At 59.6% G+C, this 21,711-nt stretch carries 23 protein-coding genes; 9 read left to right on the forward strand and 14 right to left on the reverse strand.

Going from position 1 to position 21,711, the window contains the following annotated elements; genetic code table 11:
- Positions 1-278: 278 nt before the first annotated feature.
- Complete coding sequence (gene tyrS / locus AACY44_RS10745; RefSeq protein ID WP_339415447.1) at positions 279-1,478, reverse strand: tyrosine--tRNA ligase; 1,200 nt, start codon at positions 1,476-1,478, stop codon at positions 279-281.
- A gap of 209 nt (positions 1,479-1,687) precedes the next feature.
- Here tyrS and AACY44_RS10750 point away from each other — a divergent pair, with 209 nt between their 5' ends.
- Positions 1,688-3,097 carry a peptidoglycan DD-metalloendopeptidase family protein gene (locus AACY44_RS10750; protein ID WP_339415446.1) on the forward strand — a complete coding sequence of 470 codons (1,410 nt, stop codon included), beginning with the start codon at positions 1,688-1,690 and terminating at the stop codon, positions 3,095-3,097.
- Between the two features lie 3 nt (positions 3,098-3,100).
- Complete coding sequence (locus AACY44_RS10755) at positions 3,101-4,192, forward strand: anhydro-N-acetylmuramic acid kinase (RefSeq protein WP_339415445.1); 1,092 nt, start codon at positions 3,101-3,103, stop codon at positions 4,190-4,192.
- A gap of 77 nt (positions 4,193-4,269) precedes the next feature.
- Here AACY44_RS10755 and erpA read toward each other — a convergent pair whose 3' ends face one another.
- Positions 4,270-4,620 (reverse strand): iron-sulfur cluster insertion protein ErpA, encoded by a 351-nt coding sequence (gene erpA, locus AACY44_RS10760; protein WP_003176443.1) that lies wholly within the window; start codon positions 4,618-4,620, stop codon positions 4,270-4,272.
- A gap of 153 nt (positions 4,621-4,773) precedes the next feature.
- Positions 4,774-5,808 (reverse strand): N-acetyl-gamma-glutamyl-phosphate reductase, encoded by a 1,035-nt coding sequence (argC, locus tag AACY44_RS10765; protein WP_339428458.1) that lies wholly within the window; start codon positions 5,806-5,808, stop codon positions 4,774-4,776.
- 135 nt (positions 5,809-5,943) lie between these two features.
- Between argC and hemJ the strand changes: the two genes are divergently transcribed.
- From hemJ to coq7, 6 genes are all read left to right on the forward strand, one after another.
- Complete coding sequence (hemJ, locus tag AACY44_RS10770; protein ID WP_339415443.1) at positions 5,944-6,372, forward strand: protoporphyrinogen oxidase HemJ; 429 nt, start codon at positions 5,944-5,946, stop codon at positions 6,370-6,372.
- Between the two features lie 24 nt (positions 6,373-6,396).
- Complete coding sequence (locus AACY44_RS10775) at positions 6,397-7,359, forward strand: NAD(P)H-dependent flavin oxidoreductase (protein WP_339428459.1); 963 nt, start codon at positions 6,397-6,399, stop codon at positions 7,357-7,359.
- 69 nt (positions 7,360-7,428) lie between these two features.
- Complete coding sequence (locus AACY44_RS10780; RefSeq protein ID WP_339415441.1) at positions 7,429-8,391, forward strand: DUF805 domain-containing protein; 963 nt, start codon at positions 7,429-7,431, stop codon at positions 8,389-8,391.
- Between the two features lie 62 nt (positions 8,392-8,453).
- Entirely contained in the window at positions 8,454-9,242 is a 789-nt protein-coding gene (locus tag AACY44_RS10785; protein ID WP_339415440.1) for an SDR family NAD(P)-dependent oxidoreductase, read from the forward strand.
- A 46-nt stretch (positions 9,243-9,288) separates the two neighbouring features.
- Complete coding sequence (locus AACY44_RS10790) at positions 9,289-9,627, forward strand: histidine triad nucleotide-binding protein (RefSeq protein WP_003194682.1); 339 nt, start codon at positions 9,289-9,291, stop codon at positions 9,625-9,627.
- A gap of 116 nt (positions 9,628-9,743) precedes the next feature.
- Positions 9,744-10,391: a 2-polyprenyl-3-methyl-6-methoxy-1,4-benzoquinone monooxygenase gene (coq7, locus tag AACY44_RS10795; RefSeq protein WP_065871769.1), complete on the forward strand. Its 648-nt coding sequence runs from the start codon at positions 9,744-9,746 to the stop codon at positions 10,389-10,391.
- Positions 10,392-10,452: 61 nt separating this feature from the next.
- Here coq7 and AACY44_RS10800 read toward each other — a convergent pair whose 3' ends face one another.
- Positions 10,453-10,875, reverse strand: a complete 423-nt coding sequence (locus tag AACY44_RS10800) for an OsmC family protein (RefSeq protein ID WP_005792019.1) — start codon at positions 10,873-10,875, stop codon at positions 10,453-10,455.
- A gap of 246 nt (positions 10,876-11,121) precedes the next feature.
- On the opposite strand from AACY44_RS10800, the gene crp reads away from it, so the two are divergent.
- A complete protein-coding gene (crp, locus tag AACY44_RS10805; RefSeq protein WP_065871978.1) occupies positions 11,122-11,766 on the forward strand; it encodes a cAMP-activated global transcriptional regulator CRP in 645 nt (214 codons plus the stop codon).
- Here the strand turns inward: crp and AACY44_RS10810 are convergent.
- From AACY44_RS10810 to AACY44_RS10855, 10 genes are all read right to left on the reverse strand, one after another.
- Positions 11,763-12,458, reverse strand: a complete 696-nt coding sequence (locus AACY44_RS10810; protein ID WP_339428460.1) for a lipoate--protein ligase family protein — start codon at positions 12,456-12,458, stop codon at positions 11,763-11,765. The genes crp and AACY44_RS10810 overlap by 4 nt on opposite strands.
- A 160-nt stretch (positions 12,459-12,618) precedes the next feature.
- Positions 12,619-13,455: an indole-3-glycerol phosphate synthase TrpC gene (gene trpC / locus AACY44_RS10815; RefSeq protein ID WP_339415436.1), complete on the reverse strand. Its 837-nt coding sequence runs from the start codon at positions 13,453-13,455 to the stop codon at positions 12,619-12,621.
- Complete coding sequence (trpD, locus tag AACY44_RS10820; RefSeq protein ID WP_339415435.1) at positions 13,452-14,501, reverse strand: anthranilate phosphoribosyltransferase; 1,050 nt, start codon at positions 14,499-14,501, stop codon at positions 13,452-13,454. Before trpD ends, trpC begins: the two co-directional genes overlap by 4 nt.
- Before the next feature lie 9 nt (positions 14,502-14,510).
- Positions 14,511-15,104 (reverse strand): aminodeoxychorismate/anthranilate synthase component II, encoded by a 594-nt coding sequence (locus AACY44_RS10825; protein WP_339415434.1) that lies wholly within the window; start codon positions 15,102-15,104, stop codon positions 14,511-14,513.
- Between the two features lie 9 nt (positions 15,105-15,113).
- Positions 15,114-16,595, reverse strand: a complete 1,482-nt coding sequence (gene trpE, locus AACY44_RS10830) for an anthranilate synthase component I (RefSeq protein WP_339428461.1) — start codon at positions 16,593-16,595, stop codon at positions 15,114-15,116.
- 70 nt (positions 16,596-16,665) lie between these two features.
- On the reverse strand, positions 16,666-17,484 hold the full coding sequence (locus AACY44_RS10835; RefSeq protein ID WP_339415432.1) for a phosphoglycolate phosphatase: 819 nt from the start codon (positions 17,482-17,484) through the stop codon (positions 16,666-16,668).
- Positions 17,481-18,155: a ribulose-phosphate 3-epimerase gene (rpe, locus tag AACY44_RS10840; RefSeq protein WP_034101050.1), complete on the reverse strand. Its 675-nt coding sequence runs from the start codon at positions 18,153-18,155 to the stop codon at positions 17,481-17,483. Before rpe ends, AACY44_RS10835 begins: the two co-directional genes overlap by 4 nt.
- An 84-nt stretch (positions 18,156-18,239) precedes the next feature.
- Entirely contained in the window at positions 18,240-19,388 is a 1,149-nt protein-coding gene (locus tag AACY44_RS10845; RefSeq protein ID WP_339428462.1) for an iron-containing alcohol dehydrogenase, read from the reverse strand.
- A gap of 153 nt (positions 19,389-19,541) precedes the next feature.
- Positions 19,542-20,366, reverse strand: a complete 825-nt coding sequence (locus tag AACY44_RS10850) for an ABC transporter permease (protein ID WP_339428463.1) — start codon at positions 20,364-20,366, stop codon at positions 19,542-19,544.
- A 12-nt stretch (positions 20,367-20,378) separates the two neighbouring features.
- Positions 20,379-21,626, reverse strand: a complete 1,248-nt coding sequence (locus AACY44_RS10855) for an ABC transporter permease (protein ID WP_339415429.1) — start codon at positions 21,624-21,626, stop codon at positions 20,379-20,381.
- Positions 21,627-21,711: the final 85 nt, after the last annotated feature.

Genomic DNA, 21,711 nt, shown 5'->3' on the forward strand with positions numbered 1-21,711 from the left:
TGCGCTTCCGATCTCTCGTTAGCGGGAGGCGAATTCTACAGCGTTACACGCTGCTGTCAACACCTCTTTTTCTCCGCTTTCGACCGAGAGGATCGAAACGTTAATAGAGCCAAACAACACCGCCCTATCAACTCCTTCTGGGCTTCGATGAACTGAAGCAACTCGCCGTCGAATTTCGCATAACTCTTTGTTTACCAAGGAGTTTTCCGTTTCGACTGCGCCGGAAGTGGGGCGAATTATAGACAGATATAAATCGCCGTCAACACTTAATTTCAGGTTTATTCGGATTTGAGCGTAATACGCGCAAATGCCTTCTTTCCAGCCTGGCAAACGTGTGTAGCACCCAGCTCGCATATAAAGGTGCGATCTACAACCTCACCATCTATACGCACACCACCGGAACCCAACAAATCACGCGCAACCGCCGAGTTCTTCACCAAGCCCGCCTTATTAAGGACAGCAGCGATCGGCATCGCCTCGGCAGCGGACAGCTCAATCTCCGGCAGATCATCCGGCAGCTCGCCATCCTTCATACGGTTACCCGCCGCACGGTGAGCACTGGCCGCAGCCTCTTCACCATGGAAGCGCGCAACGATCTCTTCCGCCAGCTTGATTTTCACGTCACGCGGATTAGTGCCTGCTTCTACGTCAGCACGCAGCGCATTGATCTCATCCATCGAGCGGAAGCTCAGCAACTCGAAGTAGCGCCACATCAGCGCATCAGGAATCGAAACCAGCTTGCCGTACATCACACCCGGCGCTTCCTGGATACCGACATAGTTGCCCAAGGACTTGGACATCTTCTTGACGCCATCCAAGCCTTCCAGCAACGGCATGGTCAGAATGCACTGAGCCTCCTGCCCATACGCACGCTGCAGTTCACGCCCCATCAAGAGGTTGAATTTCTGATCAGTGCCACCCAGCTCAACATCAGCACGCAACGCTACCGAGTCGTAGCCCTGAACCAGCGGATAGAGGAACTCATGAATGGCGATCGGCTGGTTGGTGGAGTAACGCTTGTCGAAGTCATCACGCTCAAGCATGCGCGCAACGGTGTACTGGGAGGTCAAGCGAATGAAATCCGCCGGCCCCATCTGATCCATCCAAGTAGAATTGAACGCCACCTCGGTCTTGGCCGGATCAAGAATCTTGAACACCTGTGTCTTATAGGTCTCGGCGTTATCGAGCACCTGCTCACGGGTCAACGGCGGACGCGTGGCACTTTTGCCACTTGGGTCACCGATCATCCCGGTGAAATCACCTATAAGGAAGATGACCTGATGCCCCAGCTCCTGGAACTGACGCAGCTTATTAATAAGCACGGTATGACCCAGGTGCAGATCCGGCGCCGTCGGATCAAAGCCAGCCTTAATACGCAGGGGTTGGCCACGCTTGAGCTTTTCGATCAGCTCAGCTTCGACCAACAGTTCTTCCGCACCACGTTTTATCAGCGCTAGCTGTTCTTCAACCGACTTCATAACAGACCCGCAAGGCTCAGATTCAAAAGGGAACCAACCATACAAGATCAGGGACTAATTACAAGTTTTGCCCTGCGAACGGACACCGTTCAGCAAGCCCAGCGTTCGCGAGCTTGCGCCACAGATGATTTGGTTATATTTTATACAGTTATTTCATCTTCATCATGTCATTCATCTTTTCCATTTCATCTTCAAAGTCAAAATTACCTATGACCACTGAACCGTCTAAAGCGCCGCCGCTTTACCCGAAGACCCACTTGCTCGCCGCAAGTGGCATCGCCGCCCTTCTCAGCCTGGCACTCCTGGTATTCCCTTCCAGTGACGTAGAAGCCAAACGAACATCCCTGAGCCTTGACCTGGAAAGTCCAGTTGAACAACTGACACAAGATCAAGACGCTTCCGACGCGCAACAAGCCACAAATGCACCCGCCGGCTCACCCTTCGCCCAGATAGAAAACAGCCCGAAGGACACACAGCAAGCTGGCGAGACGCCGACTGTAGAGGTGGCCAAGAGTCCTCTGCACCGCGAAATCATCGTAGGTAAGGGCGATACACTATCGACACTGTTCGAGAAAGTCGGCCTGCCTGCCGCTACCCTCAACGACGCACTGGCCAGCGACAAACAAGCCAAGCAATTCACTCAGCTCAAACGCGGTCAAAAGCTTGAATTCGAACTGACCCCCGACGGCCAACTCAACAAGCTCCACAGTACCGTCAGCGACCTTGAAAGCATCACGCTGACCAAAGGCGCCAAAGGCTTTGCCTTCAACCGCATCACCACCAAACCGGTGACGCGCTCGGCCTACGTTCACGGGGTGATCAACAGCTCCCTGTCGCAATCTGCCGCCCGCGCCGGACTGTCCCACAGCATGACCATGGACATGGCCAGTGTGTTTGGCTACGACATCGACTTCGCCCAAGACATCCGTCAAGGCGACGAATTTGATGTGATCTACGAGCAGAAAGTCGTCAACGGCAAAGTTGTCGGCACTGGCAACATCCTCTCCGCGCGCTTTACCAACCGCGGCAAGACCTACACCGCCGTGCGCTACACCAACAAGCAAGGCAATAGCAGCTACTACACCGCCGACGGCAATAGCATGCGCAAGGCCTTCATCCGCACACCGGTAGACTTCGCTCGCATTAGCTCGCGTTTCTCCATGGGTCGCAAGCATCCAATTCTGAACAAAATCCGCGCCCACAAAGGCGTCGACTATGCCGCCCCACGTGGCACGCCGATCAAGGCAGCAGGCGACGGTAAAGTGCTGCTGGCCGGCCGTCGTGGTGGCTACGGCAATACCGTGATCATCCAGCACGGCAACACCTACCGTACGCTGTATGGCCACATGCAAGGCTTTGCCAAGGGTGTGCACACTGGCGGCACCGTGAAGCAAGGCCAAGTGATCGGCTATATCGGTACCACTGGCCTCTCTACCGGGCCGCACTTGCACTATGAGTTCCAGGTCAATGGCGTACACGTCGACCCGCTGGGTCAGAAGCTGCCGATGGCCGACCCGATCGCCAAGGCCGAGCGTGCACGGTTCATGCAACAGAGCCAGCCATTGATGGCACGCATGGACCAGGAGCGCTCCACCCTGCTGGCTTCGGCGAAGCGTTAAAGTATGGCGCTCTATTTAGGCGTGATGTCCGGGACCAGCCTCGATGGACTGGACATTGCCTTGATCGAGCAAGATCCGGCGATCAAGCTGATCGCCACGCACTACATTCCCATGCCGGAAACCCTGCGCGCCGAGCTGCTTGCTCTGTGCGCCAGCGGCCCAGATGAGATCGCCCGCTCAGCCATTGCCCAACAAAACTGGGTGAATCTTGCCGCTCAAGGCATTCACACGCTGCTCAAGCAACAAAACCTCAAGCCTCAGGACATTCGCGTAATTGGCAGCCATGGCCAGACCATCCGCCATGAACCCGCCCGGGGCTTTACCGTGCAAATCGGCAACCCAGCCCTGCTCACCGAGCTGACGGGTATCACCGTCGTCAGCGACTTCCGCAGTCGTGATGTTGCCGCCGGCGGCCAGGGCGCCCCACTGGTGCCCGCATTCCATGAAGCACTGTTTAGCGACCACACCGGTAACCGCGCAGTATTGAATGTGGGAGGTTTCAGCAACCTCAGCCTGATCGAGACCGGCAAACCTGTAGCCGGCTTCGACTGCGGCCCGGGCAATGTCCTGCTTGATGCATGGATACACCAACAACGCGGCGAACACTTTGATCGTGATGGGCAGTGGGCGGCGAGCGGCAAGGTAGAGCCTCAACTACTCAACGACCTGCTCAGTGACCCATTCTTCATGACCAAGGGCCCTAAAAGCACCGGGCGCGAAGTGTTCAACCTGGGATGGCTGCACCAACACCTCAGCCACTTGCCCGCGTTCGAGCCTCAGGATGTGCAGGCCACGCTGCTGGAGCTGAGCGCCCTGACCATTGTCGATTCCCTACGGTCCGCCCAGCCCCAGACAGAAACGCTGCTGGTGTGTGGTGGCGGCGCTCACAACGCCACGCTGATGAGTCGGCTGGCCGCGTTGTTGCCATCAACCCAGGTCAGCAGCACCGCCACCTACGGCGTGGACCCCGACTGGGTCGAAGCCATGGCCTTCGCCTGGTTGGCCCATTGCTGCCTTGAAGGCATTGCCGCCAACCGCCCCAGCGTCACCGGTGCACGCGGGCTTCGGGTACTGGGCGCGATCTACCCTGCCTGACCGCCTCCAGAATCCGCAGACAGCAAAACGCCGCTTGGCCTATCACAGCCAAGCGGCGTTTTAACATGCCCTGTCGATCAGATCGAGAACGAAGACCCGCAACCACAGGTGGTGGTAGCGTTAGGGTTCTTGATCACGAAACGCGAACCTTCCAGACCTTCCTGGTAATCCACCTCGGCTCCTGCCAGGTATTGGAAGCTCATCGGGTCCACGACCAAACTCACGCCCTCGCGTTCAACGATGGTGTCATCATCGGCTACATCTTCATCGAAGGTAAAACCGTACTGAAACCCTGAACAACCGCCGCCCGTTACAAATACGCGCAGCTTCAAGCGATCATTACCCTCTTCATCGACCAGGCTCTTCACCTTGTGCGCAGCACCGTGGGTGAATTGCAAAGCCGTGGGGGTGAAGGATTCAACGCTCATGCTAATAATCTCCCGGCGTACCGCCGCCATATGCGTAATGGCGGGCATTATCCGCTTCTCCTAGAAAAGCGGTCAACTATTATGGGAGCAGCGGCAAGCTTCGAGCTACTAGCTTCAAGCTTGCCGCTGATGACTTGAAGCTTGCCGCTGCCCTTAAGGCAGCATGCCTGCGTGGGACAGGCCCAGCTTCTCATCCAGGCCAAACAAGATGTTCATGTTCTGCACCGCCTGGCCCGACGCGCCCTTGACCAGGTTATCGATCACCGACAGCACCACGACCAGGTCGCCATCCTGCGGACGATGCACAGCAATCCGGCACACATTGGCGCCACGCACGCTGCGGGTTTCCGGGTGGCTGCCGGCTGGCATAACGTCGACGAACGGTTCGTTGGCATAACGTTTTTCGAACAGCGCCTGAAGGTCTACCGAGCGATCAACCACCGTTGCGTACAACGTAGAGTGAATGCCGCGAATCATCGGCGTCAGGTGCGGTACGAAGGTCAGGCCCACGTCTTTACCGGCCGCGCGACGCAGCCCCTGGCGGATTTCCGGCAAGTGACGATGCCCTTTTACTGCGTAGGCCTTCATGCTTTCTGACGTCTCGGAATAAAGCGAACCGACCGCCGCGCCACGACCAGCGCCGCTCACGCCCGACTTGCAGTCTGCGATCAAGCGCGAAGCGTCCGCCAACCCAGCCTCCAGCAATGGCAGGAAACCCAGTTGAGTGGCTGTTGGATAGCAACCGGGTACCGCGATCAAACGCGCTTGCTTGATCTGCTCACGATTGACTTCCGGCAGGCCATAGACCGCTTCTTCCAGCAGTTCAGGCGCACCGTGAGGCTGGCCATACCACTTGGCCCACTCATCAGCGTCCTGCAAACGGAAGTCCGCCGACAGATCGATCACTCTGGTGCCCGCCGCCAGCAGCTCACCGGCCAAGGCATGGGCAACACCATGAGGGGTGGCGAAGAACACCACGTCGCAGGCGCCGAGGGTCTTGATGTCCGGAACGCTGAACGCCAGGCCATCGTAATGGCCTCGCAGGCTCGGATACATGTCGGCCACGGCCAGGCCGGCCTCGGATCGGGAGGTGATGACCACAACCTCAGCTTGCGGATGCTGAGCCAACAGACGCAGCAATTCGACACCGGTGTACCCCGTGCCGCCGACGATACCGACCTTGACCATAAACCTGCCCTCAACGAACCACTGGAAAGCCGTCGATAATAGGGGCCGTATCGTCCTGCGACAACCGTCAACGTGACGTACGGGCGCATGAGCCACTACTATCTTCAGTTACCGTGAACCTGGGAATAACTAGAAATGCTCTATCTATGGATCAAAGCCTTCCACATTGTCAGCATCGTCTGCTGGTTTGCCGGGCTGTTCTACCTGCCACGCCTGTTCGTCTACCACGCCCAAAGCGAGGACACCGTCAGCAAGGAACGCTTCAGCGTCATGGAGCGCAAGTTGTACCGCGGCATCATGAATCCGGCGATGCTGGCCAGCCTGGTATTCGGTATTTGGCTGATCGCCCTCAACCCCGGCATCTTTCAATCGGGCGCCTGGATCCACGCCAAGCTGACCCTGGTGGTGTTGCTGATCGGCTACCACCATATGTGCGGTGCGCAGGTAAAACGTTTCGCCCGTGGCGAAAACACCCGCAGCCATGTCTTTTATCGCTGGTTCAATGAAGTACCCGTTCTGATATTGCTGGCTATCGTAATTTTGGTCGTGGTCAAACCGTTCTAACTTCAATTACTCGGGGTAACTCCAATGTCGCTGCCCGCTCTGCTTGAACAACGTCTGCGCCTGCCCGTCGTGGTTGCGCCGATGTTTCTGATTTCCAACCCGCAACTGGTCCTGGCGTGCTGCCGCAATGGGGTGGTCGGGAGCTTCCCGGCGCTTAACCAACGCGAAAGCAGCGGGTTCAAGGCCTGGCTGGAGGAAATCGAAGCGGGCCTGGCAGCGCTGGACAATCCTGCGCCCTACGCCGTCAACCTGATCGTGCACAGCAGCAACCCGCGCCTGGAGGCGGACCTGGCGATCTGCGTTGAACACAAAGTGCCGATCGTCATTACCAGCCTGGGCGCTGTGAAGGAACTGGTAGACGCTGTGCACAGCTACGGCGGCCTGGTGTTCCACGACGTCACCACTCGGCGCCACGCTGAGAAGGCGGCCGAAGCCGGCGTGGATGGCCTGATCGCCGTAGCCGCGGGCGCCGGGGGCCATGCTGGCACTTGGAGCCCGTTCGCGCTGACCGCCGAGATTCGCCAGTTCTTCGACAAAACGCTGCTGCTGGCCGGCTGCCTCAACCACGGGCACGAGATTCTCGCCGCCCAGTTGCTCGGCGCCGACCTGGCCTATTTCGGCACTCGCTTTATTGGCACCACTGAAAGCCATGCCCCGGATGCCTATAAAGAGATGCTCCTCACATCGCGCGCCGCCGACATCGTGCACACTCCTGCTGTCTCCGGCGTCCCCGCCAGCTTTATGCGCCAGAGCCTGGAAAACGCCGGCTTCGACCTCGCCGCCCTGCAAGGCAAAGGCGAAGTCAACTTTGGCTCCAAGCTCAAACCGTTGAGCGACGAGGCCAAAGCATGGAAGACTGTATGGTCTGCCGGCCAAGGTGTCGGTGAAATCGATGATTTGCCAAGTGTCGATGAACTGGTTGCGCGCCTCGATGCCGAATACCGCAAGGCACGCGAACAGGCAGTTCAACTGCGCTGGCCTCGCTGACCCAACCGCAAGGCCCGCCGATTGAGTGGGCCTGCACAACCTCCCTGAACAAGTGACAAGGAAGCCCGCATGAGCGACAACCGTTTCAAGATTGTGTTTGATGGGGCCTTGCTCCCGGGCGTAGAAAGCACCACAGCCAAACTGAACCTGGCCGAGCTGTTCAAGAGCGAAGTTGAAGCCATCGAGAAGCTCTTCACCGGCCGCCCTGTTGCGCTCAAACGTGACCTGTCGCGCCCGGATGCCGAAACCTACCTCACCGCGCTGAAAAACGCCGGTGTGGACGCACGCATCGAAGCCGAACAACCCGTAGCCTTCAGCCTCGCCGAAACCCATGAGACGGATTCCGGGGCTTCCGACTTCTCCCGCCCGGACGCTTCACCCTATGCACCGCCGCGCGCTGCCGTAGGTGAAAACCTGCCGGAGTACTCCACCCTAAAAGTCTTCACTCTCCACGGGCGCATCGGGCGACTGCGGTATCTCGCCTGGACCCTGGTGTTGACCTTAGCGATGCTGGTCGCGGGTGGCATCATCAGCACCGTCAGCTTTGCGGTCGCCACGGCCTCGCCAACCGCAGGTACCCTCCTTGGGGTGTTGCTGGGTCTCGCGTTGTTTGTTGCGCTTGTGTGGGTCAGTGTACAAATCGGTGTGCAGCGCCTGCACGATCTGGGTTGGTCAGGCTGGCTGTACTTCCTCAACCTGGTACCGCTGGTGAACAGCGTCTTCCCGATCCTGTTGCTGGTATTGCCAGGAAATGCAGGCGCCAACCAATACGGCGCACCACCACCCCGCAACTCCACCGCGGTAAAAGTCCTGGCCACGCTGTGGTTGGCGTTTATCCCAGTCATGCTCGCCATCGTGGTGACCCTGGGCATGAACGGTTACCTGAACCAACTCGAAGCCAACATGGACAGCAGCTACGAAAGCAGCTCCATCACCGCCGATGAAGATGCCGACCAAGCCACGGCCGTAGAAGAAGACGAAGCGCAAAGTGCTGACGAAGCGGGCGAACCTGTAGACTCTCCAGAACAGTAAAGAAACGCGCCGGCCTGTGATGCCTTTGTCACAGGCGCGGCGGTGTTGCGATGGAGAAAGGCATGACCCGTTACGCTCTGATCACCGGCGCCTCCAGCGGCATCGGCCTGGCCTTGGCCGAAGCGCTGGCCCGTCGCGGCCGCAGCTTGATTCTGGTGGCCCGCCAGCGTGATCAGTTGGAAAGCATTGCAATCGAATTGACTCAACGCTTCGGTGTCGAGGTGCTGTTCCGGGCCTGCGACCTGGGCGAGCCACTGCGCTTGTCCGGGTTCCTGCTGGAGCTTGAAGAAGGCGAACGGCAGATCGACTTGCTGGTGAACTGCGCCGGCATCGGCACCAGCGGCCCCTTCCTGGCTCAGGACTGGATGACCGAGCAAGACCTCATAGAGGTCAACATCCTGGCCCTGACTCGTATGTGCCATGCCCTCGGTAACACCATGGCGCTGCAGGGCGGCGGGCAGATTCTCAATGTGGCGTCCGTCGCGGCATTCCAGCCTGGCCCGTGGATGAGCACCTACTACGCCAGCAAAGCCTACGTACTGCACTTTTCCGAAGGTTTGCGCGAAGAGTTGAAGACCTGCGGCATCAAGGTCTCGGTCCTCTGCCCCGGCCCGACACGCACCGCATTCTTCGGCACCGCGCAAATGGACACCGCCAAGCTCGACCGTAGCCAACAACTGATGAGCCCCGAAGAAGTGGCGCTTTATACCGTGCGCGCCCTGGAAAAGAACAAAGCCATCATCATTCCCGGCCGACGCAACCGCTGGATCGCGTTCAGTCCACGTTTCAGCCCCCGATGGCTGACCCGCAAGATCGCCGGTGCCATTAACAAGGCCTATTGCCCGCGCTGAACGGCTGAGTACACTCACCCTGCACATTCATAATGGAGAAACAGCTGTGGATACTCTGTTCACCAAGATCATCAACAGAGAAATACCCGCGAAGATTATCTACGAGGATGACCAGGTCCTGGCCTTCCACGATATTGCACCGCAGGCACCCGTGCATTTTCTGGTCATTCCCAAGAAACCTATCCGCACGTTGAACGACCTGACTGAAGACGACAAAGCCCTAGCAGGTCATATTCTGTTCACCGCCCAGCGCCTGGCCGTTGAGCAAGGCTGCGAAAAAGGTTTTCGTGTGGTGATGAACTGCAATGAAGACGGCGGGCAGACCGTTTATCACATCCATATGCACGTGCTGGGTCAGCGCCAGATGAACTGGCCGCCGGGCTGATCGGCCCTCGAACATGGGTCGTGACCCAGGCTGCGACCCCATGCCCTTGACGCGGCGCAAACGCTTCCCCCTCTCTTGCGGTAAACTGGCCGCCGAGATTCTTCCCGGAGGTCAGCATGACTACCCAACGTCACTACTCGCCGATTGACCGTTTGTTGCTGCAAGCCGACACGGCCATGCGCACGCTGCTGCCATTCAGCGGCCAACCGTATCGCCCCTCGCCCGCCATCGTGCGCCCCGACGCACAGATGAGCGAGACCGAGACCCGCCACGTCGCCGGCCTAATGCGCATCAACCACACCGGTGAAGTCTGTGCCCAGGCGCTCTACCAGGGCCAGGCGCTGACTGCCAAGTTGCCGCAGGTACGCGCCGCCATGGAACATGCCGCCGAAGAGGAAATCGATCACTTGGCCTGGTGCGAACAACGCATTCGCCAACTCGGCAGCCATCCCAGCGTGCTGAACCCGCTGTTTTATGGCTTGTCGTTTGGTATCGGCGCTGCTGCCGGGCTGATCAGCGACAAGGTCAGCCTGGGTTTTGTCGCGGCGACCGAACGTCAGGTGTGCAAGCATCTGGATGAGCATCTGGAACAACTGCCGGCCGAAGACGAAAAGTCCCGGGCGATTCTTGAGCAGATGCGTATCGATGAAGAACACCACGCCGAAAGCGCACTGGATGCTGGCGGTTTCCGCTTCCCGGCGCCGGTAAGGTTAGGCATGAGCCTCTTGGCCAAGGTCATGACCAAAAGCACCTATCGTATCTAAGCGTATAAAATCCAAAAAAAGGGCGCCGTCACAGCGCCCTTTCTTTTTGCCGATTGAGCGATCAGCCCAATTCGATGATTTCGTAATCATGGGTGATGGCCACACCGGCCGCGCCGAGCATGATCGACGCCGAGCAGTACTTCTCAGCCGACAGCTCGATAGCACGCTTGACCTGGGCTTCCTTCAACGCCCGGCCCTTCACCACGAAATGCATATGGATCTTGGTGAATACCTTGGGATCTTCAGTGGCGCGCTCGGCTTCCAGGAAGGCTTCGCAGCTTTCCACGGCCTGACGGGACTTTTTCAGGATGCTGACCACGTCGAAATTGCTGCAACCGCCTACGCCAAGCAGGAGCATTTCCATCGGGCGTACGCCCAGGTTACGGCCACCGGCTTCCGGAGGGCCGTCCATGACCACCACATGGCCACTGCCCGACTCTCCGAGAAACATGGCTTCGCCCGCCCATTGGATGCGTGCCTTCATCGCCCAGACTCCACTGCTAAAAAAGGGTCGCCAGCTTAGCACAGGGCCCGCACGCGTCAGCGTTTCACGCAAAAGCGATCAATAGCAGGGTTTGCGCCAAAAATGGGCTAATCGAGACAGGATGTGTCTGTTAAGCTGGCGCCAAATGGATGGCCCTTCGCCACCATTCATGCAATGTGTATCAATGCCGATACCGACGAATACAACGACTCCAACTACCTCGCGCAGTTTTTTCGGGACACAACCATGGTTGCCCTTACTCCCATATCCAAGATCAAGAATCTCGACAAACTGTTGATGCACTGCCAGCGCCGTCGCCATCCGGCCAAGCACAACATCATCTGCGCCGGCGAACGTTCAGAAACACTGTTCTTCATTATCAAAGGCTCGGTCACCATTCTGATCGAGGATGAAGACGGCCGTGAGATGATCATCGCCTACCTGAACACCGGAGATTTTTTTGGGGAGTTGGGGCTGTTCGAACAAGCCGGTAAGGAACAGAAACGCAGCGCCTGGGTACGTGCCAAGATCGAGTGCGAAGTCGCTGAGATCAGCTACGCCAAGTTCCGCGAACTGGCCCAGCAGGATCCCGACATCCTCTACGCCCTCAGCGGGCAGATTGCCCAGCGCCTGCGCGACACCACGCGCAAGGTCGGCGACCTGGCATTCTTTGATGTGACCGGCCGAGTAGCCCGCTGCCTGCTGGAGTTGTGCAAACAGCCCGACGCCATGACTCACCCCGACGGCATGCAGATCAAGGTCACACGCCAGGAAATCGGGCGCATTGTCGGCTGTTCACGGGAGATGGTCGGTCGCGTGCTCAAGGACTTGGAAGAGCGCAGCCTGGTGCACGTCAAAGGCAAGACGATGGTGGTGTTCGGCACCCGTTAACCCGGCAGGACGCTGGCCAGCATTTGACGATACAAGGTATCCAGCCGGCTGATCGCATCCGGTGCTGGGAAGGCTTCGTGCAGAGCGATATGGCTGTCGGCGCGAACCCGCTGCTCGAGACCGCAGGCTTCGTTAAAGCGGTTGACCGCCGCGATCAACGCATCGCGGTCGTTATCCAGCAACAAGGCACCGTGCACCAACCCCACCGGGCGGCCACCGCTTTGGCGCCAGCGCTGCGCGGTGCCGACCATTTTTCGGCCGTTGAGGTTGACGTTGTAGCGACCGTCGCAAAATGCCCCGTCGATTTCGCCGACAGAGGCGTCGCCACCCAGCTCGATCAGCAAGTCGCAAATCGGCTGGCATAAACGCAAGTAGCCGGTTTCGATGCGGTTCTGATCGCCCTCGCTGCGCGGTGGCGCGTAGACCAGGGCGATATTGACCGTGGCACTTGATTGCGGCACCGGCTCACCGCCGGTCTCGCGTAGCAATACAGGCCAACCGGCGGCGGCCGAGACCTGGCTGGCGGTGTCGAACGCCGGTAGCCGACTTAAACGACGCGGCATCACCAAGGCTTGATCGCTGGGTTGCCAGAACAGCAGGCCGAATTCCTGCTCACCGGCGCAAACGGCTGCCAGCAAGGCTTGCTCGGCGGCCAGCCCAGCTTCAACAGTCATCGACACCGGCTTAACCATCAAACACCTACCTATCTGAATAAACACAAAACCCAATGTGGGAGCGGGCTTGCTCGCGAATGCGGTACATCAGACACATATTCAGTGACTGACCCACCGCATTCGCGAGCAAGCCCGCTCCCACATTTAGACTGCATTTCAAATCCTGACCGTGTTCAAGTCAGTCCAATGTCGAACCACTGACCGCCACACCACGCTCCGGGAAGAACAGACGCTGTAACTCCGCCCCCGGGTTTTCGGCACGCATGAAGGTCTCGCCCACCAGGAACGAATACACACCACTGATCTCCATCAACTCCACATCAGCGCGGTTGACGATGCCACTCTCGGTAATCACCAATCGGTCGCGCGGAATTCGCGGCAGCAGGTCAAGTGTGTTTTCCAAGCTGACTTCGAAGGTGTGCAGGTTACGGTTGTTGACGCCCACCAGCGGCGTGTCGAGGGTTTTAAGTGCGCGTTCCAGCTCATCGCCGTCGTGCACTTCCACCAACACATCCAGGCCGACGCTTTTGGCCACGGCCGCCAGTTCGGCCATCTTTACGTCATCCAGGGCGGAAACGATCAGCAACACGCAGTCAGCACCCAACGCACGGGCTTCGACGATCTGGTACGGATCGACCATGAAGTCCTTGCGGATCACCGGCAACTTGCACGCGGCGCGGGCTTGCTGCAGGAACAGGTCGGAACCCTGGAAGTAGTCGATATCGGTCAGTACTGACAGGCAGGTGGCCCCGCCCTTCTCATAGCTCTTGGCAATGTCTTCAGGAATGAAGATCTCGCGAATCACGCCCTTGCTCGGCGAAGCCTTTTTGATTTCAGCAATGACGGCGGGCTGCTTTTCCTTGGCCTGCTTGATAAGCGCATTGGCGAAGCCACGCGGCGCATCAGCGATCTTTGCCTGAGCTTCCAGTTCGGCGAGGCTCACGCGGGCTCGGCGCTCGGCGACTTCTTCAGCCTTGCGCGACAGGATCTTTTCCAGAACGGTCGGCACACTCATCCTTCATTCTCCATCTTGAATACCGCAGTGAATGCTCCCAGCTCTTCCAGCTTCTCGCGAGCCAGACCGGTGTGCAGCGCATCGTGGGCCAAGGCGACCCCTTCCTTAAGACTATAGGCATGGTCGGCTGCATAAAGTGCCGCGCCAGCATTCAAAACGATCATCTCAGCGGCTTTTTGACCATTCTCGGTCTTGCGACGCCCCAGGGCATCGCGAATCAGCTCGAGGGACGCCGCCGGGCTTTCCACTGCCAGGCCGTGCAGGCTCTGGCTCTTCATGCCCAAATCTTCCGGCTCGACCCAGTACTCGGTGACGTGGTCATCTTTGAGCTCCGCCACGAAGGTCGGTGCTGCCAGGCTGAATTCGTCCAGGCCATCTTTGGAATGCACCACCAGCACATGCTTGCTGCCCATGCGTTGCAGCACTTGCGCCAATGGCCGGCACAGCGCCTGGCTGAATACGCCCACCACCTGGTGCTTCACACCGGCCGGATTCGTAAGCGGGCCGAGCATGTTGAACAGGGTGCGCAGGCCGAGGTCTTTGCGCGGGCCAGCAGCGTGTTTCATTGCGCCATGGTGGGATTGAGCAAACATGAAGCCGATGCCGACGTTATCGATGCAGCGCGCCACTTGGACCGGCGTCAGGTTCAGGTAGATGCCGGCGGCTTCCAGCAAATCGGCACTGCCGCTCTTGCCGGACACTGCACGGTTGCCGTGCTTGGCCACAGTGCATCCGGCCGCCGCGACCACAAACGATGCCGCCGTCGACACGTTGAAGATGTTGGCACCATCACCGCCGGTGCCGACCACGTCGACCACGCCGTCGAGGGTCTTGAGCTCAACCTTGTCCGCCAGCTCGCGCATCACCGACACGGCGCCGACGATCTCGTCGATGCTCTCACTCTTCATGCGCATTGCCATCATGAAGGCGCCGATCTGCGCATCGCTGCATTGACCCGTCATGATCTCGCGCATCACATCGCTCATTTCAGCGGTGCTCAGGTCCAGATGGCCGACGATACGGCTCAGGGCAGTCTTGATATCCATGGAAAGTCCTTAGCGCGTGCCGCCGCTCTGCTTGAGAAAATTAGCGAACAGCTCGTAGCCCTGCTCGGTCAGGATCGACTCGGGGTGAAATTGCACCCCTTCGATATTCAGTGTCTTGTGGCGCAAGCCCATGATTTCATCGACCGAGCCGTCTTCCAGCTGGGTCCAGGCGGTCAGTTCCAGGCATTCCGGCAGGGTTTCACGCTTGACCACCAGCGAGTGGTAACGGGTCACCGTCACCGGCAGGTTAAGCCCATGAAATACGCCCACATCATGATGGAACACCGGGCTGGTCTTGCCGTGCATCACCTGGCGCGCGCGCACCACGTCACCGCCAAACGCCTGGCCGATAGACTGGTGGCCCAGGCACACGCCCAGTATCGGCAGCTTGCCGGCGAAATACTTGATCGCTTCGAGGGAAATACCCGCCTCGGTCGGCGTGCATGGGCCTGGCGACACCACGATGCGCTCCGGATTCAGCGCAGCGATTTCAGCCACGCTCAGTTCATCGTTGCGCACTACCTTGACCTCGGCACCGAGTTCACCCAAGTACTGCACAACGTTGTAGGTAAAGGAGTCGTAGTTATCAATCATCAGTAACATGGGGAAACCTCAAGAATTGGGGGTCTGTTCAGCCAGCGCAACAGCGCGGAACATCGCGCGGCGCTTGTTCAGGGTTTCTTCCCATTCGAGGGCCGGCACCGAGTCGGCGACAATCCCGCCACCGGCCTGCACGTGCAGCTCCCCGTCCTTGATCACGGCCGTGCGGATCGCAATGGCCGTGTCCATGTTGCCGTTCCAGGCGAAATACCCCACGGCGCCGCCGTAGACACCGCGCTTGACCGGCTCCAACTCGTCGATGATTTCCATCGCACGGATCTTCGGCGCGCCCGACAAGGTGCCCGCCGGCAGGATCGCGCGCAGTGCGTCCATCGCCGTCAAGCCGGCTTTCAGCTCACCGGTGACGTTGGACACAATGTGCATCACGTTGGAATAACGCTCGATCACCATCTTCTCAGTGAGCTTGACCGAACCGATTTCCGAGACACGCCCGGTGTCGTTACGGCCCAGGTCGATGAGCATCAGGTGCTCGGCAATTTCCTTGTCGTCGCTCAGCAGGTCTTCTTCCAGCGCCAAATCCGCCTCTTCAGTCGCGCCACGTGGGCGCGTTCCGGCGATCGGGCGCACGGTGATCAAGTTGTCTTCGACGCGCACCAGCACTTCCGGCGAACTGCCCACCACGTGGAAGTCACCAAAGTTGAAGAAGTACATGTACGGCGTCGGGTTGAAGCAGCGCAGCGCGCGGTACAGGTCAATCGGCGCAGCCTTGAAGTCGATGGACATGCGTTGCGACGGCACCACCTGCATACAGTCACCGGCAAGGATGTATTCCTTGATGGTATCGACGGCGCGCTCGTAGTCATCTTGGGTAAAGCTTGAACGAAAGATCGGGTCAGCGGCTGGCGGACGGCTGAGGTCCAGGCCGCGACGCGGAGTGATCGGCTGGCGCAGCTTCTCCAGCAGGGCTTCGAGGCTGGCAAGGCCGCTCTCGAAAGCGTCGGCCTGGGACGGGTCGGCGAGCACAATCGCGTGCATCTTGCCGGCGAGGTTATCGAACACGACGACCGCGTCGGAGACCATCAACAGAATATCCGGTACACCCAACGGATCCGGGTTCGGGCACTTGCCCAGGCGTTTTTCCACGTAGCGTACACAGTCGTAACCGAAGTAACCCACCAAGCCACCGTTGAAACGCGGCAGACCCTGGATGGTCGGCACGTTGTAACGCGCTTTGAACGCCTCGACGAACGCCAGCGGGTCTTCAACATCGTGGCTTTCGATCTCGACGCCATCATGGGTAATGCTCACATGATGGTCGTGCACACGCAGCACGGTGCGGCACGGCAGGCCGATGATCGAGTAACGGCCCCACTTCTCGCCGCCCTGTACGGACTCGAGCAGGTAAGAATTGGGCTCGTCGGCCAGTTTCAGGTAGATCGACAGCGGCGTGTCGAAGTCGGCCAGGGTTTCGCAGGCCAAGGGAATGCGGTTGTAGCCGGCAGCGGCCAAACGCAGGAATTCTTCGCGGGTCATGATGTGCCTCGTGGCTTGAGGGTCTAACAGTCAGGTATGCAAACGTGCCGCATGGCGCGGCCAGGATCAGTCAGGCGCGCCAACGCCAGCGGGCCAGGGCCTTGATGACTTTCATCCAGAGTTTGCGAGTGACCACCACGATGGAATTTCCAGAAGGGGACGGATCGGTATCAGGCAACGTTATCTCAGCGCTCGCTCCCAAGCAACCGGGGATTAGCAGGCGCAGGTCATCAATTACCAATGAAGGCGACTCTTCGGCAATCGGCCGGCCATGGTTGTAGCCGTAACTGAGGGCCACACACTGCACGCCCGCGGCCTTTGCCGCCTGCACATCGCTGCGCGAATCACCGACAAACAGCGACTGCGAGGCCGGGATATTGGCCATTTTCATCACGAAAAACAGTGCCGCCGGGTCGGGTTTTTTCTGCGGCAAGGTATCGCCACCGATGATCCAGCGGAAATACCGGCCAATTTTCATCTGGTCCAACAGCGGCGCGACGAAGCGTTCCGGCTTGTTGGTGATGAGGGCCATTTCCACGCCCTGCTTGCTCAGCCACTTGAGGGTGTCGCGCACGCCGGGGTAAACCACGGTCAGTTCGTGGCCGTCTTCATAGGCGGCGTTGAACAGTTCCAGGGCGTGTTCGACCTCGACCTCATCCACCCCTTCGGCATCAATGTTGTCGGCCAAGGCCCGGCGCACCAGCATCTGCACGCCGTTGCCCACCCACTCGCGCACCGACTCGATCCCGGCGGGCTTGCGTCCCAGTTTGAGCAGCATCTCGTCCACCGCCGCCGCCAGGTCGGGCACCGAGTCGATCAAGGTACCGTCCAGATCGAACATCACCAGCCGTGGCAATTTGCCGGGGAACAGTTGCTCAAAGCCGCTCACGGACGTGCCAGCGCCAATTCGGCGCGCATCTTGGCGATGACTTCCTGGTAGTCCGGCGCGTTGAAGATCGCCGAGCCGGCCACAAAGGTGTCGGCGCCAGCTGCTGCGATTTCGCGGATGTTATTGACGTTGACCCCGCCGTCGATTTCCAGGCGAATGTCACGGCCAGAAGCGTCGATCAGTGCACGGGCTTCGCGCAGTTTGTCGAGGGTGCCGGGGATGAACTTCTGCCCGCCGAAGCCTGGGTTGACGCTCATCAGCAGGACCATGTCGACCTTGTCCATCACGTATTTGAGCACGTCCAGCGGGGTGGCAGGGTTGAACACCAGGCCCGCCTTGCAGCCGCCTTCGCGGATCAGTTGCAAGGTGCGGTCGACGTGCAGCGAGGCTTCCGGGTGGAAAGTGATGTAGGTCGCGCCGGCCTCCACGAAGTCACCGATGATGCGGTCCACCGGGCTGACCATCAGGTGCGCGTCGATCGGCGCAGTGATGCCGTACTTGCGCAGCGCGGCGCAGACCATCGGGCCGATGGTCAGGTTGGGCACGTAGTGGTTGTCCATGACATCGAAGTGCACAAAGTCGGCACCGGCGGCCAACACCTTGTCCACTTCTTCACCCAGGCGGGCGAAGTCGGCGGAGAGAATCGATGGAGCAATGACGAAGGGCTGCATGACGCACCTTTTTTGAGCTAAATCACGATGGCGCGCATTGTATACCTCATGCTTTGCCGCGCGCACCGTGACCTGGCTCAATGACTAGTACGCGGCCCGATAGATTTTCTCGATATCGGCTGCGCTGAGCTTGCGCGGGTTGTTGCGCATCAGCCGTTCAATGCCCGCCGCTTCCACGGCCATGGCCGGGATAGCATCCTCGGGCACCCCGAAACTGCGGAGCCCCGCCGGGATTTCGACGGCGGCACACAGCCGCGTCATAGCCTCGACGGCTTGGTCGGCGGCATCGTTGACGCTCAACCCCGTGACATTCACGCCCATGGCCTGGGCAATGTCCTGCATGCGCTCCACGCAGGCCAACTTGTTCCAGTGCATTACATAGGGCAGCAACAGCGCGTTGCTCACGCCATGGGCGATATTGAAACGTCCACCCAGCTGGTATGCCAACGCATGCACCGCGCCGACCCCGGCATTCCCAAAGGCCATCCCCGCCATCAGGCTGGCGGTGGCCATGTCGTCGCGTGCCTGCAGGTTGGCCGGGTTGGCGTAGGCCTTGGGCAACGCGTTGGCAATCAGCTTGATCGCGCCAATGGCCAATGCATCGGTAATCGGCGAGGCGTTCAGCGACAGGTAGGATTCGATGGCATGCACCAGCGCATCCACGCCGCTGGCGGCGGTGACGCTGCGCGGGCAGGTCAGGGTCATTTGCGGGCTGATCAGCGCCACATCCGGCAGTAGATAATCGCTGACGATGCCCTTTTTCAGCTGCGCGACCTTGTCGGAGAGGATCGCCACATTGGTCACTTCCGAGCCGGTGCCGGCTGTGGTGGGAATGGCGATCAGCGGCGGCCCTTTGCGCGGTACCTGATCGACGCCGAACAAGTCCGCCAGGGCGCCGTGGTAGCCGGCATAGGCGGCCACGCTTTTGGCAATGTCGATGGCACTGCCGCCGCCCAGGCCGATCAAGCCGTCATGCCCGCCGTCGCGGTAGACGCGCATGCAATCTTCGACAATGGCGATTTCCGGGTCCGGCAGCACGCGGTCGAAAATTTCGTAGCTGCGTTCGCCCAGGTGTTCGAGTGCCAGCGCCACGGTGCCGGACTTGACCAGCGCGGCGTCGGTGACGATCAGCGGGTTATCCACATCCAGTCGCGTGAGCTCAAAGGCCAGTTGTTCGATGGCGCCCGCGCCGGTCAGCAGTTTATGGGCGATCTTGAATGAGGAAATACTCATGTGCGCGGCCTCCTATCGTTGGTGGGCTGGCACAAGGATAGCTGGAGATTTTGGGTTGCCTAGCATTCAGCGACTGAATGGTCATTTCTGGTTCAACACAGGACCATGTGGGAGCGGGCTTGCTCGCCCCCACATTTTGATCGCCGTTTGGCTTCAGACTTGGGCTGTGCGCAGTTTCTCGCTGCGCCCACGCAGCCATTCCAGGGTCAGCAGCAGCAACACCGAGAAGGCAATCAACAAGGTCGCCGCAGCAGCAATCGTCGGGCTGAGGTTTTCGCGGATGCCGCTGAACATCTGGCGCGGCAGGGTCGCTTGCTCGGGGCCGGCGAGAAACAGCGTGACCACCACCTCATCAAACGAAGTGGCGAAAGCAAACAGCGCCCCGGAAATCACCCCTGGTGCGATCAACGGCAAGGTCACCCGGCGAAACGCGGTCAATGGCGAAGCACCGAGACTGGCCGCCGCCCGCACCAGGTTGTGGTTGAACCCCTGCAAGGTCGCCGACACGGTGATAATCACAAACGGCACGCCCAACACCGCATGCACCACGATCAGCGAGAAAAAGCTGTTGCCCAGGCCCAGTGGCGCAAAGAACAGGTAACTGGCCACACCAATGATCACCACCGGCACCACCATCGGCGAAATCACCAGCGCCATTACCAGCGCCTTGCCGGGGAAATTCCCACGGGTCAGGCCAATCGCTGCCAAGGTGCCGAACACCATGGCCAGCACCGTGGCCGACGGGGCAACGATGACGCTGTTCTTAAGTGCACGCATCCATTCAGCCGAGGCGAAGAAGTCCTGGTACCACTTCAGCGAGAAGCCTTGCAGCGGATACACCAGGAAACTGCCACTGTTGAACGACAGCGGGATGATCACCAGCACCGGCAGTATCAAAAACAACAGGATCAAGCCGCAGAGGGTCCGCAAACTGTAGAACCAGACCCGCTCAACGGGCGACATATAAGGGCTCAGCATCGCAAGGTCTCCTTAGCTCAGGCGCAGGCGACTGGCGCCGACCAGCTGGTTGTAGATCAGGTACAGCACCACGGTGGCCAGCAGCAGCAAGCCGCCCAACGCCGTCGCCATGCCCCAGTTGATGCTGGTGTTGGTGTAGAACGCCACGAAGTAGCTGACCATCTGATCGTTCGGGCTGCCCAGCAGTGCCGGGGTGATGTAGTAACCAATTGCCAGGATGAACACCAACAGGCAACCGGCGCCCACGCCGGCGTAGGTCTGCGGGAAGTACACGCGCCAGAAGCTGGCGAACGGATGACAGCCCAGGGAAATCGCTGCACGCATATAAGTGGGCGAAATACCCTTCATCACGCTGTAGATCGGCAGGATCATGAACGGCAGCAGAATATGCACCATGGAGATGTAGACCCCAGTTCGGTTGAACACCAGTTCCAGAGGTGTATCGATCAGGCCCACGCCCATCAGTGCACTGTTGATCAGGCCGCCGGATTGCAGCAGTACGATCCACGCCGCTACCCGCACCAGGATCGAGGTCCAGAACGGCAGCAACACCAGGATCATCAGCAAGTTGCTTTTGCGCGCCGGCAAATTGGCCAGCAAATAGGCCAGAGGATAGGCCAGCAGCAGGCAGAGGGTGGTGATCACCAGGCCCATCCAGAAGGTGCGCGCAAAAATGTCCAGGTAGATCGCCTGGTCTGGCGTGGCCGGCGCCACTTCGCCGAGGTCGTCGATGCGGTGATCGACGGCCGCCAACAAATAGAACGGCGTCAGGCTGCTGGTATTGCGCCGGATCGCCTGCCAGTACGCCGGGTCGCCCCAGCGTTCGTCGAGGTTTTCCAACGCTTCTTTATAAGAGGCCGGCGTTTCGCTGAACGGCAGCGCCCGCGCGGTTTTGGTCAGCAGGCTGCGGTAGCCGGCCAGTTCCATGTTGAGGCGCTTGGACAGGTCGCCCAAGGTCTGGTTTTTGCGCGCTTCGCCCAAGTCTTCACTGAGGGCCTGATACACCGGCTCGCCCGGCAGACCACGACCATCCCAGGCCGTCACCGCCACCACCGTGCGCGGCAAACCGCCCACCACTTCCGGGTTGCCGACGCTTTTGACCAGCAGTGCGACAATCGGCACCAGGAACACCAGCAGCAAAAACAGCACCAACGGCGCAATCAAGGCCTGGGCCTTCCAGCGGTTGAGCCGCTCGGCACGCGCCAGGCGCTGCTTGAGGGTAGGGCTGTTGACCTCGTTCGAGGGAACGGCGATGGCCATGGCTGACTCCGAAAAACTGAAATAAAGACTACACCTATGGCTGGGCTCTGATTGGCAGTGAGCGGGCTTGCCCGCTCACTGCAAC

It is taken from the genome of Pseudomonas sp. RA_15y_Pfl1_P11 (genome assembly GCF_963970975.1).
Lineage (GTDB): Bacteria > Pseudomonadota > Gammaproteobacteria > Pseudomonadales > Pseudomonadaceae > Aquipseudomonas > Aquipseudomonas tritici.

What these genes read in the sequence shown, in the direction of transcription:
- tyrS (WP_339415447.1), bottom strand. Translation starts at nt 1,478, where the DNA reads ATGAAGTCGGTTGAAGAACAGCTAGCGCTGATAAAACGTGGTGCGGAA.
- AACY44_RS10750 (WP_339415446.1), top strand. Translation starts at nt 1,688, where the DNA reads ATGACCACTGAACCGTCTAAAGCGCCGCCGCTTTACCCGAAGACCCAC.
- AACY44_RS10755 (WP_339415445.1), top strand. Translation starts at nt 3,101, where the DNA reads ATGGCGCTCTATTTAGGCGTGATGTCCGGGACCAGCCTCGATGGACTG.
- erpA (WP_003176443.1), bottom strand. Translation starts at nt 4,620, where the DNA reads ATGAGCGTTGAATCCTTCACCCCCACGGCTTTGCAATTCACCCACGGT.
- argC (WP_339428458.1), bottom strand. Translation starts at nt 5,808, where the DNA reads ATGGTCAAGGTCGGTATCGTCGGCGGCACGGGGTACACCGGTGTCGAA.
- hemJ (WP_339415443.1), top strand. Translation starts at nt 5,944, where the DNA reads ATGCTCTATCTATGGATCAAAGCCTTCCACATTGTCAGCATCGTCTGC.
- AACY44_RS10775 (WP_339428459.1), top strand. Translation starts at nt 6,397, where the DNA reads ATGTCGCTGCCCGCTCTGCTTGAACAACGTCTGCGCCTGCCCGTCGTG.
- AACY44_RS10780 (WP_339415441.1), top strand. Translation starts at nt 7,429, where the DNA reads ATGAGCGACAACCGTTTCAAGATTGTGTTTGATGGGGCCTTGCTCCCG.
- AACY44_RS10785 (WP_339415440.1), top strand. Translation starts at nt 8,454, where the DNA reads ATGACCCGTTACGCTCTGATCACCGGCGCCTCCAGCGGCATCGGCCTG.
- coq7 (WP_065871769.1), top strand. Translation starts at nt 9,744, where the DNA reads ATGACTACCCAACGTCACTACTCGCCGATTGACCGTTTGTTGCTGCAA.
- AACY44_RS10800 (WP_005792019.1), bottom strand. Translation starts at nt 10,875, where the DNA reads ATGAAGGCACGCATCCAATGGGCGGGCGAAGCCATGTTTCTCGGAGAG.
- crp (WP_065871978.1), top strand. Translation starts at nt 11,122, where the DNA reads ATGGTTGCCCTTACTCCCATATCCAAGATCAAGAATCTCGACAAACTG.
- AACY44_RS10810 (WP_339428460.1), bottom strand. Translation starts at nt 12,458, where the DNA reads ATGGTTAAGCCGGTGTCGATGACTGTTGAAGCTGGGCTGGCCGCCGAG.
- trpC (WP_339415436.1), bottom strand. Translation starts at nt 13,455, where the DNA reads ATGAGTGTGCCGACCGTTCTGGAAAAGATCCTGTCGCGCAAGGCTGAA.
- trpD (WP_339415435.1), bottom strand. Translation starts at nt 14,501, where the DNA reads ATGGATATCAAGACTGCCCTGAGCCGTATCGTCGGCCATCTGGACCTG.
- AACY44_RS10825 (WP_339415434.1), bottom strand. Translation starts at nt 15,104, where the DNA reads ATGTTACTGATGATTGATAACTACGACTCCTTTACCTACAACGTTGTG.
- trpE (WP_339428461.1), bottom strand. Translation starts at nt 16,595, where the DNA reads ATGACCCGCGAAGAATTCCTGCGTTTGGCCGCTGCCGGCTACAACCGC.
- rpe (WP_034101050.1), bottom strand. Translation starts at nt 18,155, where the DNA reads ATGCAGCCCTTCGTCATTGCTCCATCGATTCTCTCCGCCGACTTCGCC.
- AACY44_RS10845 (WP_339428462.1), bottom strand. Translation starts at nt 19,388, where the DNA reads ATGAGTATTTCCTCATTCAAGATCGCCCATAAACTGCTGACCGGCGCG.
- AACY44_RS10850 (WP_339428463.1), bottom strand. Translation starts at nt 20,366, where the DNA reads ATGCTGAGCCCTTATATGTCGCCCGTTGAGCGGGTCTGGTTCTACAGT.
- AACY44_RS10855 (WP_339415429.1), bottom strand. Translation starts at nt 21,626, where the DNA reads ATGGCCATCGCCGTTCCCTCGAACGAGGTCAACAGCCCTACCCTCAAG.